Raw genomic sequence first — 21,508 nt, forward strand, 5'->3', positions numbered from 1 at the left:
GGTCGCAACGTCCGGGAATGGTTTGCCGCCCGCAACCAGTTCGCCATAATGTTCGGCGAGCGCTTCGCCGCTTGAGTATCTGAAACCGCATGGACCGGCCCAGATACACAGACTTCAGGACAGTCCCCGGCAGCCCTGGTCAGAACAAAGCCAGGGTGCCGGTCCCACCCGGTCTGATTTCGCAGGGCCTCACCATGCCCGGCCTGACCTGGCTGCTGAGCGCTCTGCGCTGTCAGACGGGGCGGGCAGACAGGGCGGGCACGCCATGCACTTGCAGCCGTTCCCCCGCCTCTCCTCGCTTGACGCAGTCTGCCCTGGCAAGTAGCGGCTGGGCTGAACCGTTTTCAGGAGCGCGCCGCCATGCCCCAGTCTCCCCGCCAGTCTTCAGCCCAGCCGCTCTGCGCTGCCGATCTGTCTCCGGCGCTGATCGATGAGCTGACCACCACCGCCCATGCCCTGGCCGATGCGGCGCGCAAAGCCTCGCTGCGCTGGTTCCGCCATCCCGGGCTGGCGGCGGAGAGCAAGGAAAGCCAGCGCTTTGACCCGGTGACGCTGGGCGATCGTGAGGCCGAGATTGCCATGCGTGAAATCCTCGCCCGGCTGCGGCCGGATGATGCGGTTTTTGGCGAGGAACAAGGCGTGACCGAAGGCAGCAGCGGGCTGACCTGGGTGCTCGATCCGATTGACGGTACCCGGGGTTTTCTCAGCGGCACGCCGACCTGGGGCGTGCTGATCGCGGTCGGCGATGCCTCGGGCCCGCTCTACGGGCTGATTGATCAGCCCTATATCGGTGAAAGATTTGAGGGCGGTTTCGGCCGTGCCCGGCTGCAGGGGCCGCAGGGCGAGCAGCCGCTGGCCTGCCGTGGCCCGCGCGGCCTTGATCAGGCGATCCTGTTCTCGACCTTCCCCGAAATCGGCAGCCCGGCCGAGGCTGCGGCCTTCCAGCGGGTGGCCGGGGCGGTGAAACTGGTGCGCTATGGCATGGATTGCTATGCCTATGCTTTGCTGGCTGCCGGGCAGATCGATCTGGTGATCGAGGCCGGGCTGCAGGCCTATGATATTCAGGGGCCGATGGCGGTGATCCGGGCGGCAGGGGGCATTGTCACCAACTGGCAGGGCGGTGATGCCGCCCAGGGCGGCCAGGTGATCGCGGCGGCCAATCCCGAAATCCATGCTGCAGCGCTGGCGCTGCTGCAGGCCGGCTGAGCGCAGCGGGGCCTGACCTGACCTGACTTGACCTGGCCCGGGCGGCACCTGGCCAGGGGCCGGATCAGCGCCGGGCAAAGCCGGTCAGACCGGCAATGAACAGCAGCAGTGCGCCGAGCGACCATGCCCAGGCCCCATAGCCCATCACATCGGCGGCGAATTTCACGATCTCGCCGCCGTCATTCAGCCCAAGCTCCGGTGGCAGCGGGTTTTTCAGCCCGCCCCTCCAGATCCTGAACCCGCTCCAGAGCATCAGGCCAAGGCCCAGCCCGCCCGCCGCCAGCGCCAGCAGGCGCGAGGGCAGATCGAACAGCATCAGCACCAGGAAAAGCGTGGCCAGGACAAAGCTGGCAAGAAACAGCGTCACCTCCGGCGGCGACTGGCTGATAAAATTCGTCACCCCGGTCAGATCGGGCTGGACCGCTGAGATCAGCTCGCGCGGTGCGAAACTCAGACCCGGCGTGCCCGGGGTGAACCAGGTCAGAAACAGCGATGTCAGCATGGCAAGGGCGGCGAGGATGGCGGTGGCGCGCAAGGGCTCGGCTCCGGTGAGGGGACAGGTTCAGGGATATCTTCCTGTGGTTATGCGTCAAGCCTGATCATCCCGAGATGGCGGGCCGGGGGCGCTGAAATGGCGCTGACATGGCAGAGCGGGGCTGATCGCACGCCCTGCGGCCAAATTCTGTGCCATTCGCCGCCGGATCGCTGCTTTGGCGCCGCGAGGCGATTGAGCCGCCGCCCGCGCGCGGCTATGACAGGGCATGACCCATGATTATGCATATCAGCGCCGTGAAACCTTTGACACTTTCCGCGAGTCGAAAGGGGTGAAACTCCCCGAGCGGGCCGTGATCGATTACGCTTTCTTTGCCGAGATCGAGGCCGCGGATTTCGCTGGACTTGAGAAAGCGCTGCAGGCGAAAGGCTTCCGTACCCAGCGCCTCGATGATGAGACGCTGATCGCCTCGATCGGACCGATTCCGGTCACCGCCGATGACATCTGGAAATATGAGGAACTGGCGACGCGCATTGCTGTCGGCTTTGACTTTTACCCCGATGGCTGGGAGCTTGACACCTGATCGCGGCCGGGCAGGCGGGTGCGCGGGCCCAGTCCATGGCTTTATCCGCCCCGGGGCTAAAAAATACGGGGCTGAAAAAGCGTGAAGCGTGAAAAGAGCAGCGATATAGAAGAGATGTGGCAGCAGCCGGGTCGGGGCGACAGAATCTGCCCTGCGGGCCACCGAGGACAATGGAACGCGAAATCCCGAACGCATAGCGGGTCGTCAGGCCCGAAGGCGTGCTGAGGCAGGAGACGAGAGTGGTCGGCAGGTTTCTTTTGGGGATTGGATTTGGCGGGCTGGTCGGAACCGGGGTTCTGGCTCTGGTCTCACTGATGGCCCAGCCGCCGCGTCAGGCTGCGGACAGCGCTGCAATACCGGCGGCGGTGAAAACGCCGGAAGTGACCCCGCCCGAGAGCAGGCCGGAAGCCATGCCGGTCCCGGACAAGCCTGCCGATCCCGCACCCGCGCGCGATGATCTGAGCGAAGCCCTGGCCGAGCCGGTGATGCCGCCCGGGGCTGAGGCCGGTGCTGCGACAGACATTGCGCCTGGAGCGGGGCCTGAAACCGGGGGGGGCACCGCCCCGGCTGAAAATACCACAGCAGAAAAACCGCCCCAGGTGGCAGACGAGGCCCCGAAAGGGGCCGGATCCGAAACCGCTGCCGCAGATCTGCTGGTGCCAGAAGCCGGGGGAGCAACCGCCCCTCAGGCTCCGCAGGCCCCAGAGGCTCTGCGCGCGCCAGAGGTGGCCGGGCCGCCTGTCGCCGGGGATCTGCCTGTGCCCCCTGCGGCCAGCGCCGCCGGGATGAACAGCTCTGGGACTGAAGGGCCCGGGATCAAAGCCCCTGAGATCAAAGCCCCTGAGGCCAGTGCCGAAGCCCCGGCTGCACCAGAGGCGCCGGGCCAGGCGACGGGGGAGAGGGCTTTGCTGCCGGATCCTCTGACCCTGCCTGAGGCGGGCAAAAAGCTGCCGCCGCCGCAGGAGCTGGCAGAAGAGCGCGCGCCGGAGGTGCTTGCCGATCCCGGCCTGCCGCCGCTGACCCCTGAAGAACAGGCCTTGCTTGAGGCGATCAGTGCCGGTGAGCTGCCCCTGCCCGAACCGGCCCCACCGGCCGCCGAAGCGGCCCCCGACTCTGGCCCCGACTCTGCTCCGGCGGCGGCAGAGCTGGCAGTAGATGAAAACGGCATACGCCGGACGGTGCCCGATGGTGGCGAAACCGCGAGACCGCGCGTTTCCGGCCTGCCGGGCCATACCAGCGAGACCGAGGCCTCGCGGCTGCCCCGGATCGGCGATGCGCCGCCGGTCGCCGCGACTGCTGAGGCACCCTCTGAATCTGGTGACCTGCCGCGCCAGCTTTATGCCCGCGCCTTTGAAAATCCCGGCGCGCGCCCGCTCTATGCGATTGTGCTGATTGATGAAGGCGCGGCGGAGGTGGATCGTGAGGTTCTGGCAAGGCTGCCCTTCCCGGTGACCTTCGCTCTCGATCCGCAGGATCCGGCCACAGCTGCCCGGGCGGCGCTTTACCGCGCGGCGGGCCAGGAGGTGGTGATGCTGGCAAGCTTCCTGCCGAAAGGGGCCCAGGCCAGCGATCTGGAGGTGGCTTTTGCAGCCATGGGCGCGGCTTTGCCCGAAGCGGTGGCGGTGATGGATATGCCAGGACGCAGCTTCCAGAATGACCGCCCGCTTTCGGCGATGATCGTGCCGGTGGTGGCGGGGCAGGGCCGCGGGCTTCTGACCTGGAATGCCGGGCTGAATGCGGCGGATCAGGTGGCAAAGCGCGAGGATCTGCCCTCGGCGGTGATTTTCCGCGCGCTTGATTCTGAGAATGAGGAGGCACCGCTGATCCGGCGCTATCTCGACCGTGCCGCTTTCAAGGCGGTGCAGGATGGCCAGGTGATGGTGGTCGGGCGGGTCCGGGCCGAGACCGTGGCGGCGCTCCTGGAATGGTCGCTGGAGGGCCGGGCGGCATCGGTTGCCCTGGCGCCGGTCACGGCGCTGCTGAAAGCTGACTGAGCCTTTACCTTACCCCGGGCCCTGCGCGCGCCCTGGAGGCCGGACAGAAAAGATAAACCCCGGGCCATGGCCCGGGGTTTTTGCTGGCACAAAGCGCCTTGCTCAGAAACCGGCATCGGGGCCTGCGCCGCCATCCCAGGGGCGGGCGAGGTTGCCAAAGCGGGTGAAGCGACCCTCGAATGACAATTCGACCGAGCCGATCGGCCCGTGACGCTGCTTGCCGAGGATGACCTCGGCCTTGCCATGGGCGCGTTCCATAACCTCTTGCCAGGCCGCCATTTTTTCCAGCTCGTGATCGCCTGGCTTCTCGCGTTCTTTATAATATTCGTCGCGGTAGACGAACATCACCACATCGGCATCCTGCTCGATCGAGCCGGATTCGCGCAGGTCGGAAAGCTGCGGGCGCTTGTCCTCGCGGCTTTCGACGTTGCGCGACAGCTGCGACAGTGCGATCACCGGGATCTGCAGCTCTTTGGCAATCGCTTTCAGCCCCTGGGTGATCTCGGAAACCTCCTGCACCCGGTTCGCTTCCGAGGCCTTGCTCGAGCCTTTCAGCAACTGAAGATAGTCGATCATCAGCACGTCGAGCCCATGGGTCCGCTTCAGACGCCGGGCCCGGGCCGCGACCTGGCTGATCGGCAGCGCCGGGGTGTCATCGATGAACAGCGGGCAGCTTTCCAGCGTTTTGGCAGCATCGACAAAGCGGCGGAATTCGGTCTCGGTCATATCGCCGCGCCGGATCTGCTCGGAGGGCACTTCTGAGGCTTCCGAGAGAATACGCGCCGCCAGCTGGTCGGCCGACATCTCAAGCGAGAAAAAACCGACCACGCCGCCCTCAACCGCGCCCTCGGCCCCGTCGGGCTTGCGGCCGCGCTTATAGGCTTTGGCGACATTAAAGGCGATATTGGTGGCCAGCGAGGTTTTCCCCATCGAGGGACGCCCGGCGAGGATGATAAGGTCGGAATCATGCAGCCCGCCCATCTTCTTGTCGAGATCGGTCAGCCCGGTCGAGATCCCGGCCAGACCGCCGCCGCGCTGATAGGCGGCATTGGCATTATTCACCGCATCGGTGACCGATTTCAGGAAGCTCTGGAAGCCGCGCTCAACATGGCCCTGTTCGCCAAGTTTGTAGAGGCGCTGCTCGGCTTCGGTGATCTGTTCGCGCGGCTCGCTGTCGACCTCAACCTTGCCGGCTTTGGCCGAAATATCGCGGCCCAGCTGGATCAGCTCACGCCGCACCGCGAGATCATAGATCATCTGCGCGTAATCGCGCGCGGCAAAGGCCGAGATTGCCGCCCCGGCAAGGCGGGCGAGATAGGCGGGGCCGCCCAGCTCTTTCAGCCCCTGATCCTCTTCCATGAAGCCCTTCAGCGTCACCGGCGAGGCAAGGGCGTTTTTCTGGATCCGGGCCGAGGCAATCTCAAAGATCCGGCGATGCACCGGATCATAGAAATGCTGGGCCTTAATCGTCGCGGCGATGCGGTCGTAAATGTCGTTATTGACCAGGATCGCGCCCAGCAGTTGCTGTTCGGCCTCAATATTATGCGGAAGGACTTCGGTTTCGGCCGCAGCGGGCGCAGGAAGATCAGTCCGGATTTTCGCGATTTCGCTCATGGATGTCTGCCTCATGTCAGTCTGTGTCATACCCTGCTCAGGCCTGTGACGGCAATTGAGGGCAGATCTGTTGGAAACCCTGTGGATAAGATGGCGAGCGGGACCGGCGCCGCCAGGCCTTGCAGGCGTTCCACCAGATCCAGGGGTGTTCATCGGGAAATATACTCTATCCCTGCGATTCCGCGCAGAGTTTTCCCGAACTTGTCCACAAAATTACCCCCGGGAAATCCCCGGGGGTGCAAGCTCTGCGGGCGGAGTGGCGCTTATTTCGCGCGGGCTGCCTGCCAGGCGCGGGGATCATTGAGGAAGTCCTCAACCCCCGCCAGGGTCTCGGCATCAAAGATGCCCTGGGCGCGGGCCTCGGCCAGCATATCCCACCAGGTGCAGAGATAGCTGAGCTGAATGCCATGCTCGGCCAGCTTTGCCTCGGTCTCTTTGAAAATGTCGTAATAGAAGATGACAGAGGTCCAGCCGCAGCTGGCGCCGGTCTCGCGGATCGCATCGACGAAGCTCAGTTTCGAGCCGCCATCGGTGGTCAGATCCTCGACCAGCAGGACGCGCTGGCCTTCCGACATATTGCCCTCGATCCGGGCATTGCGGCCATAGCCTTTCGGCTTTTTGCGCACATAGGTCATCGGCAGGGCCAGACGTTCGGCCACCAGGGCGGCGAAGGGGATGCCTGCGGTTTCGCCACCGGCGATATTGTCAAAAGCCTCAAAGCCGGCATCGCGCATCACGGTGACCGCCATGAAATCCATCAGCATCGAACGGATGCGCGGATAGGAGATCAGCTTGCGGCAGTCGATATAGGTCGGCGAGGGCAGGCCGGAAGCGAGGGTGAAGGGCTCGCGCGCATTGAAATGCACGGCACCAATCTCAAGGAAGGCGCGCGCGGTCAGGCGGGCAATTTCTTCTTTCGGCGGGAAAGCGGCGGGGATCATCTCATAGGCTCCTTCAGGCTTTTCCCTGATCTGAACAGGCCCGCCGCGAAAGCCTCTGCAGCTGAGGCGCATGGCTGCGGCGGGCATATTCTCATCAGGGAAAAATCAGCTTTCCACCGACCAGAAGACGGGGAAGCCGGGGTTGAACACGGTGACCGGGCCGGCGCCGGTCAGGATTTTTTCGGGGAAGTCCTGGGCCGCCTCGCGTCTGACAAGGCGCAGGCGGCTTTCATTGGCGGGCAGGTGGTAGAAAGCGGGGCCGTTCAGCGAGGCGAAGGCTTCGAGCTGGCCGAGCGCATCCTCTTCCTCAAACACATGCGCCAGCAGCGCCATGGTATTGGTGGCGGTAAAGCAGCCGGCGCAGCCACAGGCATGTTCTTTCAGCGCATCGATATGCGGGGCGGAATCGGTGCCGAGGAAGAAGCGCGGATTGCCCGAGGTCGCGGCCTTGCGCAGAGCAAGGCGGTGCTTTTCGCGTTTGGCAACCGGCAGGCAATAGTAATGCGGCTTGATGCCACCGACCAGCAGGTGGTTGCGGTTGATGATCAGATGATGGGTGGTGATGGTGGCGCCGAGAGTATCGCCCCCCTCTGCCGCATAGGCCACGCCATCCTCGGTGGTGATATGTTCCATCACCACGCGCAGCTCGGGCAGGCGTTTGCGCAGCGGCGCGAGCACGGTGTCGATAAAGACGGCCTCGCGGTCGAAAATATCAACCTCGGGCGTCACCACCTCGCCATGGGTGCAGAGCGGCAGGCCGATCTCGGCCATTTTTTCCAGCACCGGCATGACCTTATCAAGGTTCGCCACGCCGGAATGCGAATTGGTGGTCGCGCCCGCCGGGTAGAGCTTGACCGCTTTGACCAGACCCGAGGCGGCAGCTGCCGCCACATCGGCAGGATCAGTGCCCTCGGTCAGATAGAGCGTCATCAGCGGCTCAAACGCCATGCCCTCGGGCAGAGCGGCGAGGATGCGCTCGCGGTAAGCAGCGGCCTGATCGCCGGTCACCACCGGTGGCACCAGGTTCGGCATGATGATCGCACGGGCAAAATGGCGTGCGGTTTCGGGCAGCACCCCTTGCAACATCGCGCCATCGCGCAGGTGCAGGTGCCAGTCGTCGGGGCGGCGGATGTCAAGATGCTGTGTCATGGCTCCGGCGCTACAGGAAAGCGGCAGGAAATGCCAGTGGCTCTGAGGGCTCTGCCGCCCCTCAGGGATCATGCTGTCACCGCCGTTTTGCGGCCCGCGCGGCGACAGACAATCCAGACCTTTTCGCCCCGGAGTGCACAATTCCATTGCCAATGTGCCAGGGCCTGGGGCTGATGGGAAAGGTCCCGAACTCTATGGAGCTTTCATGTCGCTGCGCGCTCTCCCCCTTGCCCTCCCGTTTGCCCTGGCCTTTGCCGGATCTCTCCCCTGGCCTGCGCTCGCCGCTGACTGTGAGACGACAGTGACCCAGAGCGATATGAATGAATGCGCGGTCGCGGCCTGGGAGGAAGAGGATGCCCGGCTGAACGCGGTCTATCCGCAGGTCATGGCGATGCTGAAAGCCTGGGATGCGGATCTGCCCGAGGCCGAGCGCGGCGGTGCGGAAAAGCTGCGCCAGGCGCAGCGGGCCTAGATCAGCTACCGCGATGCCTCCTGCGAGGTGGCGGGCTGGCCGATGCGCGGCGGCAGTGCCGAGCCTTTGCTGGTCTATGGCTGCATGACCGAGCTGACCCGGGCCAGGACCGGGGATCTCACCACGCTGCTCGAATACAGCGATATGTGAGGCCCAGCCGGGCGCGCGCCCGGGCGGGGCTTCAGCCCACTGAGCGTGAGGGCGCGGCCCCGGTCTGGCTGAGGGGGTGGGTCTCCTCAGCCGGTCTCGCCGCGCTGGCGGATCGGGCTGTGCTGAGCGGGCTGGCCTCGATCTCGGCCAGCCGGCGCAGGAAGCGCGGTGTGCGCAGCCTTTTTGCGGCCGAGCCTACGATGATCTGCTCAAGCCCGGGGCGGCCGCGTGCCAGCGCCAGCGCCATCAGCCCGCGCAGATAAAGCGGGGTATTGCGCCTTGCGCGCCAGGCCTGGTGGAACAGCGCCGCATCCAGATTTCCCTCCATCGCCGCGCCGAGCAGGGCGCCAAGCTGGCCAGAGGCGAGCAGCAGTCTTTCGCTGCGCTCGCCGCTCCAGCGCATGGCAAACTGCGTCACCCAGGGGCGGCGGAACAAAGCGGCATGGGCGGCATCGGGCGGGTTCATCGGGTCTGCAATCAGCCAGACCTTCGCCGCCGCTTCGGTCATATCCGGCGCATAGCCATAGCGGCTGGTGAAATCGAGCCGGCGCTGCGCGCGGTGGCGGCTGTCCCAGGCGGCAACTGAGGGATCAAGCGTGGCCCGCGGAGCGATCAGCAAAGCCGAGGCGCCGGGGGCGCTGACCATATAGCTGGCCGCGGCATAGCCCGCGGGCCCGGCGCCATAGAACAGAACCTGATCGAAATCGTCGAAAAACGCGTCATCGACCATGCGGTCGAAATAGCCCCAGACCTCACGCGCGCGCCAGAAGGTCTCGCCCTCGGCGATCACGCAGAGAAAGGACCAGCCATTGGCCTGGGCATATTCCCAGGCGGGGGGCATTTTGTCATCGCGGGCCCGGATGGTTTCGGCGCGCTCAAAACAGACCAGCAGCTTCGGCCCGGTCTCGGCAAAGAAGACCCGGTGACGCGCGCCTAGCGGATCGAGATAGCCGTCTACCTCGGCGATGCGTTCCATCGCGGCAAGCCAGGAAGGCTCTGCTCCGGAGGCCGCCTGGAATTTATGAGCCTGGTCTTCCATTCTTTCCTCTGCCGGCGCGCCCGGACCGAAGGGCGGGGCATCGTCGCAATATTCCCTGCGATTATCACCGCTCTGCCGCAATTCTCCAAGATAAATCCGGCGCAGATCAGGCGGGGGATTGTGAACAGTCTTATTCCGCTCTGGTGGCGCGGCGCGGGAGCGGGGGCATGAAAACGGCAAGGCCCGCGCCACCGGCAGCGGCCGGGGCGCGGGCTTTTCAGGTTACAGAGAGGGCCCCGCAGGAGCTTTGGGGCGGGGCCCTCGCCGTCATCCGGCCCGTAAAGGGGCCGTCCGATCTCAGAAGAAGGCCTGCAGCCCGGTGATGGCGCGACCGAGGATCAGCGCGTGAACATCATGCGTGCCCTCATAGGTATTGACGGTTTCGAGGTTCACCATATGGCGGATCACCTGGAATTCCTCGGAAATGCCGTTGCCGCCATGCATATCGCGGGCGTGACGGGCGATCTCGAGCGCCTTGCCGCAATTGTTGCGCTTGATGATCGAGATCATCTCCGGCGCGGCATTGGCCTCATCGAGCAGGCGGCCGACGCGCAGGCTGGCCTGCAGGCCCAGCGAGATCTCGGTCAGCGCATTGGCCAGCTTCAGCTGATAAAGCTGTGTACCGGCGAGGGGCTTGTTGAACTGCCTGCGGTCGAGCCCGTACTGACGCGCGGCTTCCATGCAGAATTCCGCCGCGCCGAGCACGCCCCAGGAAATGCCGTAACGGGCGCGGTTGAGGCAGCCGAACGGACCTTTCAGCCCCTCGACATGGGGCAGGAGCGCCTCTTCGCCGATTTCCACATCCTGCATCACGATCTCGCCGGTGATCGAGGCGCGCAGGGAGAGCTTGCCGCCGACTTTCGGTGCGCTGAGACCCCTGGTGCCCTTGTCGAGCACGAAGCCGCGGATCTTGCCGCCATGCGCCTCAGATTTGGCCCAGACCACGAAAACATCGGCGATCGGCGCGTTCGAGATCCACATTTTCGAGCCGTTCAGAACATAGCCATTCGCGGTTTTCTTCGCGACGGTCTTCATCCCGGCCGGGTCCGAACCGGCATCGGGCTCGGTCAGGCCAAAGCAGCCGATCCATTCGCCCGAGGCCAGTTTCGGCAGGTATTTCTTGCGCTGTTCTTCCGAACCATAGGCATAGATCGGATACATCACCAGCGACGACTGGACCGACATCATCGAGCGATAGCCGCTGTCGACCCGCTCGACCTCGCGCGCCACAAGACCATAGGCCACATATGAGGCGCCAAGCCCGCCATATTCCTCGGGGATGGTGACGCCGAGCAGGCCCATCTCACCCATTTCGCGGAAAATTTCCGGATCGGTGGCTTCCTCGCGGAAGGCGGCAATCACCCGCGGCTGCAGCTTTTCCTGGGCATAGGCGCGGGCCGAATCGCGGATCGCGCGCTCTTCTTCGGTCAGCTGCTCATCGAGACGGAAGGCATCGGCATAATCGAACCGGCTCAGATCCGGCGTGTCTTTGGCTTTCAGCTTTGGGCGGTCTGACATTTCAATCCTCACGGGCGCGTTTCGGCTGGGGTTGTCAGGGTTATTGCATGGAAAGGCCCCGGGGGTGTAACGAAACTCTGTCATCAGATTATGAGGAATACTCATATGTTGCCGCGTCGCTATCTGCCCTCAATCGCATCGCTTCTGGCGCTGGAGGCGGTCGGACGCCTCGGCACGGCCTCGGCGGCAGCGACGGAACTGGCGCTGACCCAGGGCGCGATCTCCAAACAGCTGCAGGTGCTTGAGGCGCAGCTCGGCGTGGCGCTGATCAGCCGCGAGAAACAACGCCTCAGCCTGACCCCGGCGGCGCAGGACTATCTGGCCGAGGCGCGTAAGGCGCTGAAAATCCTTTCAGACGCCTCGCTGCATCTGCGGGCCAATCCGGCGGGCGGGGCGCTGAATCTGGCCATTCTTCCCGCCTTTGGCATGCATTGGCTGGCGCCGCGCCTCGCGCGTTTTGCCGCCGCGCATCCGGAGGTGACGGTGAATCTCTCGACCCGGCTGCGCCCCTTTGACTTTGAGGGATCGCATTTTGATGCGGCGATCCATTATGGCCGCGAAGACTGGCCCGGGGTGTCATTCCTCAAGCTCATGGAGGAAGAGATCCAGGCCCTGGCCGCACCACAGCTGCTGAGCCAGCCGCCGGAATCGGTGGCCAGGGTGCTGCAGCTGCCGCTTTTGCAGCTCGAGAGCCGCCCGGGCGACTGGGGCCGCTGGTCGGCGCAAAAGGGGCTGGAGGGGCAGCGCCCGCCCGCGATGCTGTTTGATCAGTTCGCCACTATGGCCCAGGCGGCGGTGCATGGCATGGGAGTGGCCTTGCTGCCGCCCTGGCAGGTGCGGGCGGATCTGGAGGCGGGGCGGCTGGTGCCGGTTTTCGGCGCGCCGGTGGCGGCGAGCGGTGCCTATTATCTGGTCTCGCCCGCCGGGCGTGGCGCGCGCGCGCCGCTGGCCTCGTTCCGGGACTGGCTGGCGAGTGAGACCTGCCAGACGGGTGAGACGGGCTGAGAGCGGGTTAAGGTTGCTGCGCGGGGCGGAACTCTGCCTGCAAACCGACGTTGCTATCGCATAACAACCGGTTCCGGTGCAGCAAATGGGGCGGTAATGCCCCGGAGAAGACGGCGGCCGGGAATCAGCCCGGTGCCTGGCCGGCGGTAAAAAAGGAAGGCCTATGCGGAAAATTCTGATCTCGACCACTGCTTTGTCGGTGGCCCTGACCTCGTTTCAGACCCTGCCGGTCGTGGCACAGGATGTGGCAGAAGACCCGGCAGCGCTGAGTGAACAGCTGCTGCAGGAGCAGGCGGCTCAGGCAGAGGCAGAGGCGGCAGCAGCCGCCGAGGCGGCGGCGCAGGCCGAGGCCGAGGCCCAGGCTGAAGCGGCTGCGGCTGCCGAGGCAGCAGCTCAGGCAGAGGCCGAAGCCCGGGCGGAGGCAGAAGCTGCGGCTCAGGCCGAGGCTGATGCGGCCGCACAGGCTGCCGCTGAGGCCGAGGCAAAGGCCCAGGCCGAAGCCGAATCTGCCGCCGCCGCAGCGACCGAGGCTGCTGCTCAGGCTGAGGCTGAAGCCGCTGCGGCGGAGGCTGCCGCTGCCGAAGCTGCCGCGCAGGCCGAGGTGGAAGCCCAGGCGCAGGCAGAAGCCGCAGCTCAGGCAGCGGCGGAGGCTGCGGCTCAGGCAGAGGCAGAGGCCGAGGCAGTCCCGGCAGAGGAAGCGCCGGTGGAAATGCTTACCGAAACTCCGGCCGTGACCCCGGCCGTGCCCGCAGCTGAGCCGGAGGCGGAAGAGCCCTCGGCGCCGCTGGCCGAAGCTCCGGCAGAACCGGCAGCTGAGCCGGTCGATGCGCCGGTGGTCGAGGCTGAGGCCGCAGAGGTGCTGAGCGGCCTGCTTGCTGAACCGACTGCAATCGAGGCAGGTAACGAGGCCGTCACCGCAGAGGGCAATGCCGCTGAGGCCGGCATTGTCACCGGCCTGCCGGCGGCGGCTGGCTTCCTTGAAACCGGCGCTGCCGGTTCGGCTGAGGGCGCAACCGCCGTGGCCCCGGCCAGCGTGGTCGAAACCCTGATCACCCCCGAGACCGCCCGCAGCTCCGAGCAGGAATTCGCGGCCGCTCCGGTGGAGGTGTCGAAAGGCAAGAAATCCGGTCTCTCTGATCTCGAGAAGGTTGGCCTGGTCGCGCTGGGCGCGCTGGCAATCGGCACGGTGATCAGCTCGGGCAATAAAGCGGAAGAGCGCCGTGTGGTCTCGAACAGCGGTGATCGGGTCGTGGTGGAAAACCCCGATGGCAGCTATGTTGTTTATAAAGACGATGACGCTGTGCTGCGTCGCCCCGGGGTGCGCACCAGCACCGAAAGCTTTAACGATGGTTCGACCCGCACCGTGGTTACCCGTGAGGATGGCACCCAGGTGGTGACGGTGCGCAATGCCTCGGGCCGGGTGCTGCGCCGTTCGGCCTATGACCGGCAGGGCGTTGAGATGGTGCTGTTTGACGATCTCTATGCCGAAGAGCCAATCCGGGTCAGCGAACTGCCCCGTCCGCACCCTGACCGCGTGGTGATCTCGACCTCTGACCGCGATGCGGCGCTGAAGGCCGAACTCGCCGCCGAAGAGGCCGAAAGGCTGGGTCGCAAGTTCAGCCTGCGCCAGATCCGTGAGATCCGCGAAGTGCGTGAACTGGCGGCAACGGTTGAGGTGGACAGCATCACCTTTGACACCGGCTCCTCGGTGATCCGGGCGACCGAAGCGCGCAAGCTGGCCGAGCTTGGCCGCCTGATGGGGCAGCTGCTGGACAGCAATCCGCGCCATGTCTTCCTGATTGAGGGCCATACTGATGCCGTCGGCTCGGCCAGCTCAAACCTGCTGCTTTCGGACCGTCGCGCCGAAAGTCTGGCTCTGGCGCTGACCGAATATTTCGACGTGCCGCCGGAAAACCTGGTGGTGCAGGGCTATGGCGAATCCGAGCTGAAAATCCGCTCGCAGGAGGCAGAACGCGCCAATCGCCGGGTCAATGTCCGGCTGATCACCCCGCTTTTGCGCAAATTCTGAGCGCTGGCTGAGCGAGACTGAAACCGACCGGCGCGGGGCTGTGTGTGACAGCCGCCCCCGCGCCGGTTTTTTATTGCCCGCTGGCTCTCACGCAGATCTGTCTTGCAGCGCTGCCGGTGGCGGGGCAGGTGAGGAGGGGAGAGAGCAATGCAGCGGAGCGCACGGGATGAGCCTTGAGAACAGCAGCGGCAGTGCGCCCCCCCCCCAGCGCTATCTGATCCTCGATCTGGCGCGCAGCCTCGCCTTGCTGGCCATGGTGATATTTCATCTGACCTGGGATCTGGCGATGTTCGGCTATCTGCCGCCCGAGACCCCCGGCACCGGCTTTTTCTGGTATTTCGCCCGGCTGACCGCCGGCAGTTTCATTTTTCTCGCCGGGATCGGGCTCTGGCTGTCGCATGGGGCAGGGATCCGCTGGCCCGCTTTCTGGCGGCGCGCGGCGAAGATCCTCGCTGCAGCGGTTCTGGTTTCGCTCGGCACCAGGATTGCCATGCCGCAGGTCTGGGTGTTCTACGGCATCCTGCATTCAATCCTGGTCTCCTCGCTGCTGGGCCTCGCCTTTCTGCGCCTGCCCTGGCCGCTGGTGCTGGGGATTGCCGCTTTTGTCTTCGCTTTGCCCTGGCTCTATGCCAACCCGGTGTTCGGCGGCGCGCTGATCTGGACCGGCCTCTCGGGCGTCTCGCCCTATACTGCTGATTTTGAGCCGCTTTTCCCGTGGTTTGCGCCCTTCCTTGCCGGAATGGTCGCGGCAAAGCTGATGGGGCGCTATGGTCTCTGGCAGCGGCTGGCGCTGCCTGCAACGCCGCTGCTGCGCCGCCTGGCCTGGCCGGGAAAACATTCGCTGCTGATCTATCTGCTGCATCAGCCGCTGCTGATCGGCCTGCTCAGCGCCATTGCCTGGCTCCGGGCTTTCTGAGCGGTAAATAAAAGATGGGATGATCGGGGGCCGCCCCGCTGCTTCGGCGGCGGGGTGACAGGCCGGCGGTTATCCGGGCAAGCTCCTACTGCTCATGTCTTCAGGAGGCACTGCCATGGATCTGTGTGTCGGCCTGGATGTTTCGGTTCGCACCACGAGCATTTGTGTGATGGATGGCGCGGGTCAGGTTCTGAAGGAGGCGAAGGTCGAAAGTGAACCCTCGGCCATCGCTGCGCTGCCCGGCAATTTTTACGGGCATTATCGCCGGATCGGCCTTGAGGCGGGACCGCTCTCGCAATGGCTCTACAGCGGCCTTGCTACTGCGGGTTATCCGGTCATCTGCGTCGAGACGCGGCCGATGAAGGCCGCACTTTCAGCGCAGATCAGCAAGACCGACAGAAACGATACGCGGGATCGCCCGGATGATGCGTGTCGGCCTGTATCGGCCGGTCCATGTCAAGACCGAGCGCAGCCAGGAGATCCGGATGCTGCTGACGGCGCGGAAGTTCCTGCAATCGAAGATCATCGACGCCGGGAACAGCCTGCGCGGGTTGCTGTGCAATTTCGGCCTGAAGGTTGGTGCTGTCACACGCGCTCAATACGAGGCGCGCGTCATCTTCCGACCCCATCATGAAGCGGCCCAGTGCTGACTTCGGAGAGAAGCAAGGCACCTGCCGGGATCAACCGCCATGGGCGGGTGAGATAATGACCAAAAACAGACGGCCTGCGAACCAGGCCGAAGTAGATTTGAGCCCATTGCGGTCATTGGCATGTATTGCCGGGCGTGCTATGTTTTTCCTGTCCCACAAGGAGATTTATGCACAGAGGCTTCGATTAAACCGCATGTAGCGGCATCGCTCGGCACATAGTTGCCGAACCTTTTTGCATGATTTCTGTGGAGTTCTCATGGAGAACACAAACTTAGTGATCCGACCGTTTGATGCGGCAACGGATCTGAAAAAACTTTCCAGTATCTGGTTCGAAGCCTCGCTGAAGGCACATCCGTTCATCGGTGAGGCAAGGCTTACCGAGCAACGCAAGCTGATCGAAGACGAGTATCTGCCAAAGGCAGAGACTTCAGTGGCTTACCTCGACGGTGAAGTTGTTGGATTCATCAGCCTTCTCGGCAGTTTCGTTGGCGGCATTTTCATTGCGCCAGACCGGCAGGGTTTCGGTATCGGGCGCAAGCTCATCGCCGATGCATTCGCCAGGACGGGGGAACTGTCCCTCGAAGTTTACACCGAGAATGAGCAGGCCGTTCGCTTCTATAGGGGGATCGGTTTCTGCGAGGTTTCCCGACGCGATATCGATGAATCAGGCCTTCCGTTCCCGAACGCGACACTCATCTTGAAGGGGTGATATGTGGTCGGGTGGGGCTTCATTGCTTCGCCCGATCGCCCTGTGCGCGACCGCTTCGTCCCGCAAAGCTGCCACTAAGATCAGAGTGTTTGACAGACATACCCCCAATAGAGAAGCCCCGCGCCGGAAACCGGCGCGGGGCTTCTTGTCAGGGGCGCGCAGCCCGGACTGACTGTTCAGAGCTTTTGCGTCAGCACGGTGGCCATCTGCAGCTCGCCAAAGCCATTAAAGCGACTGTTGGTGACCACCGAATAAGACCCCATGCCATGCCAGGCGACATAATCGCCCTCTTCGATATCGGCAGGCATCAGGATTTCGCCGGGCAGGCGGTCAACGGAATCGCAGGTAGGGCCAAAAGCGATGCGCGGCTGGACCTCGCCATGGCGCAGCTCGCCTGCCGGTGAAAGCACCTGCAGCCGGTCGATCATGCCGATCTGCGGCATTTCATTCAGCATGCCATAGATGCCGTCATTGAGGAAGACATGCTCGCCGTCGCGGATCGCCTTGATACGGGCCATCAGGGTGAAAGCATCACCGCAGAGCGCGCGGCCCGGTTCGCAGACCAGCACCGGTTTATCGGCGCCGAAAGCCTCATCCGCGGTGCGGCCGATCACATCGAAGATGCTCTCCAGCTCGGGCACCACCGCCTCGAGACGGTGGTTCGGGAAGCCGCCACCTACATTGAGGCGCGAGATGCGCACACCGGCCTCAGCCACGATCCAGGCGGCCTTGCGGATATAGGTCTCCCAGGCGGCGGGATCGGTGCATTGCGTGCCGGGATGGAAGGTCAGCGAGGGGGTGAAGCCAGCCTCGGCCACGGTCTTCAGCAGCTCGACGGCCAGCTCAGCCGTGGCGCCGAATTTGGCGCCGAAATTATAGGCGGCTCCACCGACCGGCAGTTTGAACCGCACTGAAATTTCGCAGCCTTCAGCCGGGACATGCGCAATCAGCTTGGCGAGTTCCGATGCGGAATCAACGCTGTAGCTTTTGACTTCGTGGGATACGGCATGGGCGATCTCGGCCAGCGAGCGCACCGGATTGTGATAGTGAATAGCGGCCTCGGGCACGAGGCGGCGAATCAGATCAATCTCGAAAGGCGAGGCGCAGTCGAAACCGGTGATCCCGGCAGTGGCGAGATTCGAGATCATTTCCTCGCCCGGATTCGATTTGACCGCATAGGTCACCAGGCCGGGGAAGCCAGTGATAAAGCGGCGGGCGGCGGCCTGAGCGACCGTGGGTGCAAAGAACAGCACCGGATTTTCCGGCTGGTGCAGCCGGATGAATTCGGTCGGATTGTTCCAGATCGTTCGTGAAAGTCCCATCGGCGTTTCCCTTTCTGCCAATAGAACGCTTCGCCCTTCCCTTAGTTCCTGGGTCGGGCACCTGCGTGGTCTGAAGAAACCAGGCCAGGTGCGTATGAGCCGCCCTTTTCCTGCAAGAAGGATGCTGCATATGTGCGACAATTTCACCGGACAAAACTATATATCTGCCAGAATTGATCGTTATAATGACGAAAAAGGAAGTCATATTGATGGATGATCTCGATAAAAGTCTGATTGGCCTGCTCAGCGCCGATGCCAGGATATCGGTTGCGACCCTGGCACGGCGGCTGAAAGTGGCACGTTCGACGATTCAGGCCCGGCTGGAACGGCTGGAAACCACTGGAGTTATTGCTGGTTACACGCTGAAACTGGGCGAGGCCGCGCGCGAGGGGCGGCTGCGCGCCTCGGTGCTGCTGACCATAGAGCCACGCGGTCAGGCGGCGATTCTGACCCGGCTGAAATCGATCCATGAGGTGGAAAAGGTCTTCACCACCTCCGGTCGATTCGACCTTTTGCTGCAGATCTCCTGCGAAAACACCCGTTTACTGGATGAAGTGCTTGATCAGATCGGCGCTTTGACCGGGGTGAAAAGTTCCGAGAGTCTGATCCATCTCTCGACCCGGATCGACCGCGCGGTGTGATACCGGGGAAAGCAAGGCCCCGGGCGGGGATATTTTCAGACCGATGAAAACCTGGGGTGCATTCATCTGTCCGTTAAATATCCCCGGGAAGGCCCCTGCAGGGGCCGGGGGGCGCCCCCCTCCTTCGCGTAAAACCAACGTGAAAAACCAAAAAAGGGGGCGCGCCGATGGCACGCCCCCTTTTTTTACCGATCCGGTGCCGCGCCTCAGCGCGCGCGCAGATCGAGATAGTCGCGTTTCAGCGGGCCCACATAGAGCTGACGCGGGCGGCCGATCTTGCCGGTCGGGTCCGAGATCATCTCTTTCCACTGTGAAATCCAGCCGATGGTGCGCGAGATCGCGAAGATCGGGGTGAACATCGAGGTCGGGAAGCCCATCGCCTCAAGGATGATGCCCGAGTAGAAATCGACATTCGGATAGAGTTTTTTCGAGACGAAATATTCGTCCTCCAGCGCAATACGCTCCAGCTCTTTGGCGACTTTCAGGGTCTCGTTATTCTCGATTCCCAGCAGGCCCAGGACCTCATCGGCCGATTCTTTCATCACTTTGGCGCGGGGGTCAAAGTTCTTATAGACGCGGTGGCCGAAGCCCATCAGGCGGAAGGGATCGTTCTTGTCCTTGGCGCGGGCGATGAATTCCGGGATCCGGTCAACGGTGCCGATCTCGCGCAGCATCTCGAGGCAGGCCTGGTTGGCGCCGCCATGGGCCGGGCCCCAGAGGCAGGCGATGCCGGCCGCGATACAGGCGAAGGGATTGGCGCCCGAAGAGCCTGCCAGACGCACGGTCGAGGTCGAGGCATTCTGCTCGTGATCGGCATGGAGCATCATGATGCGGTCCATGGCTTTCTCGAGGATCGGGTTGACCACGTAATCCTCGGCCGGAACGGCGAAGCACATGTTCAGGAAATTGCCGGCATAGGACAGCGAATTTTTCGGATAAACGAAGGGCTGACCGACCGAATATTTATAGGCCATTGCGGCGATGGTCGGCAGCTTGGCGATCATGCGGATCGAGGCGACCTCGCGGTGCCATTCGTCATTGATATCAAGGCTGTCGTGATAGAAAGCCGACATCGCCCCGACCACGCCGACCATGGTGGCCATCGGATGGGCATCACGGCGGAAGCCACGGAAGAACTGATGCATCTGCTCATGCACCATGGTGTGACGGGTCACACGATTGGTGAAATCATTGAGCTGGGCTGCGGTCGGCAGCTCGCCGTTCATCAGCAGATAGCAGGTTTCGAGATGGGTGGATTTCTCGGCCAGCTGCTCGATCGGATAGCCGCGATACAGCAGCTCCCCCGCGTCACCATCGATAAAAGTGATCGCGCTTTCGCAGGATGCCGTCGAGGTGAAGCCGGGGTCGTAAGTGAAAACATCGGCCTGGCCGTAAAGCTTGCGGATATCAAGCACATCCGGGCCGATATTGGGCGAGAGCACCGGAAGGTCAAATTCCTTGCCATCCAGCGTCAGCGTCGCTTTTCTGTCTGCCATTCTTACACTTCCCCCGTGTAGCAGGCCGCGCGCGGGCTGGCGGGCGACCCTCAGCTTTGGTCTCTGCCCCGGCAGGGCCGGGGCAACGCAGGGCTCGGGGGGGTGCGGGCGGCGGTTAAGCCGCGGCCTCCGAGAGCCTCGCGATCGTTTCATCCTGACCGATGACCAGCATCATGTCGAAGACGGATGGAGTAGCACTGCGACCCGCCAGGGCAGCGCGAAGCGGTGCGGCGAGTTTGCCGAATCCGATCCCGTTATCGCTGGCAGCCTGGTTCAGAATGGTCTCAAGTGCTTCCTTCGTCCAGCTAGCATTTTGCAACTGCGGCGTCAACGAAGTCAGTATACTACGGGATACCGTATCGAGCGAAGCCGCAGATTTCTCATCGGGCTGCACCGGGCGCGAGATCAGGGCAAAATGCGCCTTATCAAGCAGTTCGGGGAAGGTCTTCGCGCGATCCTTCACGCAATACATGGCTTTTTGCAGCCGATCAGCCTGCGCTTGTGACAAAGCGGCTTTGCCGGCAGCGCTCAGATAGGCCTGAAGTTCATGCAGCAGTGCAGCGTCATCCCCCATGGCGATATGATGGCCGCAGGTGTTCTCGAGCTTTTTGAAATCCAGCCGCGCCGGGGCCTTGCCGATGCCTTTGAGGTCAAAGACCTCCATCGCCTCAGCCGAGGTAAAGATCTCGAGATCGCCATGCGCCCAGCCCAAACGGGTGAGATAATTGCGCATTCCGGCCGCCGGATAGCCAAGCGCCTGATATTCCTCGAGTCCGGTGGCGCCGTGGCGCTTGGAGAGTTTCTTGCCATCCGGGCCGTGGATCAGCGGAATATGCGCCCATTGCGGCACATCCCAGCCCATGGCGGTATAGACCATCTGCTGGCGCGCGGCATTGACCAGATGGTCATCGCCGCGGATCACCAGGGTCACGCCCATATCATGGTCATCGACCACAACCGCCAGCATATAGGTCGGCGTGCCATCCGAGCGCAGCACGATCATATCGTCGAGCGTCTCATTTTTAATCACCACCTGGCCCTGGACCTGATCCCCGATCACCGTCTCGCCCTCGCGCGGGGCTTTCATGCGGATGGCAAAGGGCTTGTCGGCGGGGAAACTGGCGGGATCCGCATCGCGCCAGGGGCTCTGGAACACGGCATATGAGATGCCCTGAGCCTCCTGCGCCGCTTTCCAGTCAGCGATTTCCTCTGGCGTGGACCAGCAGCGATAGGCGGTGCCGCGCGCCAGCATTTCGTGCGCCACTTCGGCATGACGCTCCTTGCGCTCAAACTGGCTGACCACATCGCCATCCCAGTCGAGGCCGAGCCAGGTCAGACCTTTGAGAATGGCCTCGGTCGCCGCGGGGGTTGAACGTTCGCGGTCGGTGTCTTCGATACGCAGCAGAAATTTGCCGCCGCGGCCCCGGGCATAGAGCCAGTTGAACAAAGCAGTGCGTGCGCCACCGATATGCAGAAAGCCGGTGGGCGAGGGGGCGAAGCGGGTCACGACCGGCTTGGACATGTCGAAATTAACCTTTCGGAAACCATGCCGGGCGAGGATCACGCCGGGCGCAGGTGGGG

The 21,508-nt window shown here is 63.6% G+C and carries 18 protein-coding genes and 2 pseudogenes; 11 read left to right on the forward strand and 9 right to left on the reverse strand.

All coding sequences use genetic code 11. The features are described 5' to 3' along the window. Positions 1–360 precede the first annotated feature (360 nt). Positions 361–1,206, forward strand: coding sequence for an inositol monophosphatase family protein (locus H0485_RS10810; protein WP_226935446.1), 846 nt, complete (start codon positions 361–363; stop codon positions 1,204–1,206). A 64-nt stretch (positions 1,207–1,270) separates the two neighbouring features. Here H0485_RS10810 and H0485_RS10815 read toward each other — a convergent pair whose 3' ends face one another. Beyond that, the gene (locus tag H0485_RS10815; RefSeq protein WP_226935447.1) at positions 1,271–1,741 is read right to left on the reverse strand and encodes a hypothetical protein; all 471 of its coding nucleotides are present in this window, start codon (positions 1,739–1,741) and stop codon (positions 1,271–1,273) included. 226 nt (positions 1,742–1,967) lie between these two features. On the opposite strand from H0485_RS10815, the gene H0485_RS10820 reads away from it, so the two are divergent. Beyond that, positions 1,968–2,282, forward strand: coding sequence for a hypothetical protein (locus H0485_RS10820; RefSeq protein WP_226935449.1), 315 nt, complete (start codon positions 1,968–1,970; stop codon positions 2,280–2,282). A gap of 239 nt (positions 2,283–2,521) precedes the next feature. Continuing rightward, positions 2,522–4,276 carry a divergent polysaccharide deacetylase family protein gene (locus tag H0485_RS10825; protein ID WP_226935451.1) on the forward strand — a complete coding sequence of 585 codons (1,755 nt, stop codon included), beginning with the start codon at positions 2,522–2,524 and terminating at the stop codon, positions 4,274–4,276. A gap of 102 nt (positions 4,277–4,378) precedes the next feature. Here the strand turns inward: H0485_RS10825 and H0485_RS10830 are convergent, their stop codons facing one another. From H0485_RS10830 to pyrC, 3 genes are all read right to left on the reverse strand, one after another. Beyond that, positions 4,379–5,890, reverse strand: coding sequence for a replicative DNA helicase (locus H0485_RS10830; protein WP_226935453.1), 1,512 nt, complete (start codon positions 5,888–5,890; stop codon positions 4,379–4,381). A 263-nt stretch (positions 5,891–6,153) separates the two neighbouring features. Then, entirely contained in the window at positions 6,154–6,831 is a 678-nt protein-coding gene (locus H0485_RS10835; RefSeq protein WP_226935455.1) for an orotate phosphoribosyltransferase, read from the reverse strand. Between the two features lie 105 nt (positions 6,832–6,936). Further along, the gene (pyrC, locus tag H0485_RS10840) at positions 6,937–7,980 is read right to left on the reverse strand and encodes a dihydroorotase (protein ID WP_226935456.1); all 1,044 of its coding nucleotides are present in this window, start codon (positions 7,978–7,980) and stop codon (positions 6,937–6,939) included. Positions 7,981–8,185: 205 nt separating this feature from the next. Between pyrC and H0485_RS10845 the strand changes: the two are divergent. After that, positions 8,186–8,602, forward strand: a pseudogene (locus tag H0485_RS10845) (lysozyme inhibitor LprI family protein). 31 nt (positions 8,603–8,633) lie between these two features. Here H0485_RS10845 and H0485_RS10850 read toward each other — a convergent pair. Both H0485_RS10850 and H0485_RS10855 read right to left on the reverse strand, forming a co-directional pair. After that, the gene (locus H0485_RS10850; protein ID WP_226935458.1) at positions 8,634–9,641 is read right to left on the reverse strand and encodes a phosphoadenosine phosphosulfate reductase; all 1,008 of its coding nucleotides are present in this window, start codon (positions 9,639–9,641) and stop codon (positions 8,634–8,636) included. Between the two features lie 297 nt (positions 9,642–9,938). Beyond that, entirely contained in the window at positions 9,939–11,159 is a 1,221-nt protein-coding gene (locus tag H0485_RS10855) for an acyl-CoA dehydrogenase (protein ID WP_226935460.1), read from the reverse strand. Positions 11,160–11,264: 105 nt separating this feature from the next. On the opposite strand from H0485_RS10855, the gene H0485_RS10860 reads away from it, so the two are divergent. The 6 genes and pseudogenes from H0485_RS10860 (at position 11,265) to H0485_RS10880 (ending at position 16,468) form a co-directional block, all read left to right on the forward strand. Beyond that, positions 11,265–12,164, forward strand: coding sequence for a LysR substrate-binding domain-containing protein (locus H0485_RS10860; protein ID WP_226935462.1), 900 nt, complete (start codon positions 11,265–11,267; stop codon positions 12,162–12,164). Between the two features lie 163 nt (positions 12,165–12,327). Continuing rightward, complete coding sequence (locus H0485_RS10865; RefSeq protein WP_226935464.1) at positions 12,328–14,193, forward strand: OmpA family protein; 1,866 nt, start codon at positions 12,328–12,330, stop codon at positions 14,191–14,193. A 166-nt stretch (positions 14,194–14,359) separates the two neighbouring features. Then, positions 14,360–15,109 carry a heparan-alpha-glucosaminide N-acetyltransferase gene (locus tag H0485_RS10870; protein ID WP_226935466.1) on the forward strand — a complete coding sequence of 250 codons (750 nt, stop codon included), beginning with the start codon at positions 14,360–14,362 and terminating at the stop codon, positions 15,107–15,109. 115 nt (positions 15,110–15,224) lie between these two features. After that, positions 15,225–15,506, forward strand: a pseudogene (locus H0485_RS22005) (IS110 family transposase); the annotation flags it as partial. A 25-nt stretch (positions 15,507–15,531) separates the two neighbouring features. After that, complete coding sequence (locus H0485_RS22010; RefSeq protein WP_435531502.1) at positions 15,532–15,759, forward strand: hypothetical protein; 228 nt, start codon at positions 15,532–15,534, stop codon at positions 15,757–15,759. 256 nt (positions 15,760–16,015) lie between these two features. Further along, complete coding sequence (locus tag H0485_RS10880; protein ID WP_226935469.1) at positions 16,016–16,468, forward strand: GNAT family N-acetyltransferase; 453 nt, start codon at positions 16,016–16,018, stop codon at positions 16,466–16,468. A gap of 176 nt (positions 16,469–16,644) precedes the next feature. On the opposite strand, the gene H0485_RS10885 is transcribed toward H0485_RS10880, so the two are convergent. Further along, entirely contained in the window at positions 16,645–17,790 is a 1,146-nt protein-coding gene (locus H0485_RS10885; RefSeq protein WP_226935471.1) for a type III PLP-dependent enzyme, read from the reverse strand. A 209-nt stretch (positions 17,791–17,999) separates the two neighbouring features. On the opposite strand from H0485_RS10885, the gene H0485_RS10890 reads away from it, so the two are divergent. Next, on the forward strand, positions 18,000–18,431 hold the full coding sequence (locus tag H0485_RS10890; protein ID WP_226935473.1) for an Lrp/AsnC family transcriptional regulator: 432 nt from the start codon (positions 18,000–18,002) through the stop codon (positions 18,429–18,431). 206 nt (positions 18,432–18,637) lie between these two features. Here the strand turns inward: H0485_RS10890 and H0485_RS10895 are convergent, their stop codons facing one another. Both H0485_RS10895 and gltX read right to left on the reverse strand, forming a co-directional pair. Beyond that, positions 18,638–19,927, reverse strand: coding sequence for a citrate synthase (locus tag H0485_RS10895; RefSeq protein WP_226935475.1), 1,290 nt, complete (start codon positions 19,925–19,927; stop codon positions 18,638–18,640). A 115-nt stretch (positions 19,928–20,042) separates the two neighbouring features. Then, a complete protein-coding gene (gltX, locus tag H0485_RS10900) occupies positions 20,043–21,449 on the reverse strand; it encodes a glutamate--tRNA ligase (protein WP_226935477.1) in 1,407 nt (468 codons plus the stop codon). Positions 21,450–21,508 lie beyond the last annotated feature (59 nt).

Origin of the sequence: Pseudogemmobacter faecipullorum (assembly GCF_020539525.1) — a bacterium.
Lineage (GTDB): Bacteria > Pseudomonadota > Alphaproteobacteria > Rhodobacterales > Rhodobacteraceae > Pseudogemmobacter > Pseudogemmobacter faecipullorum.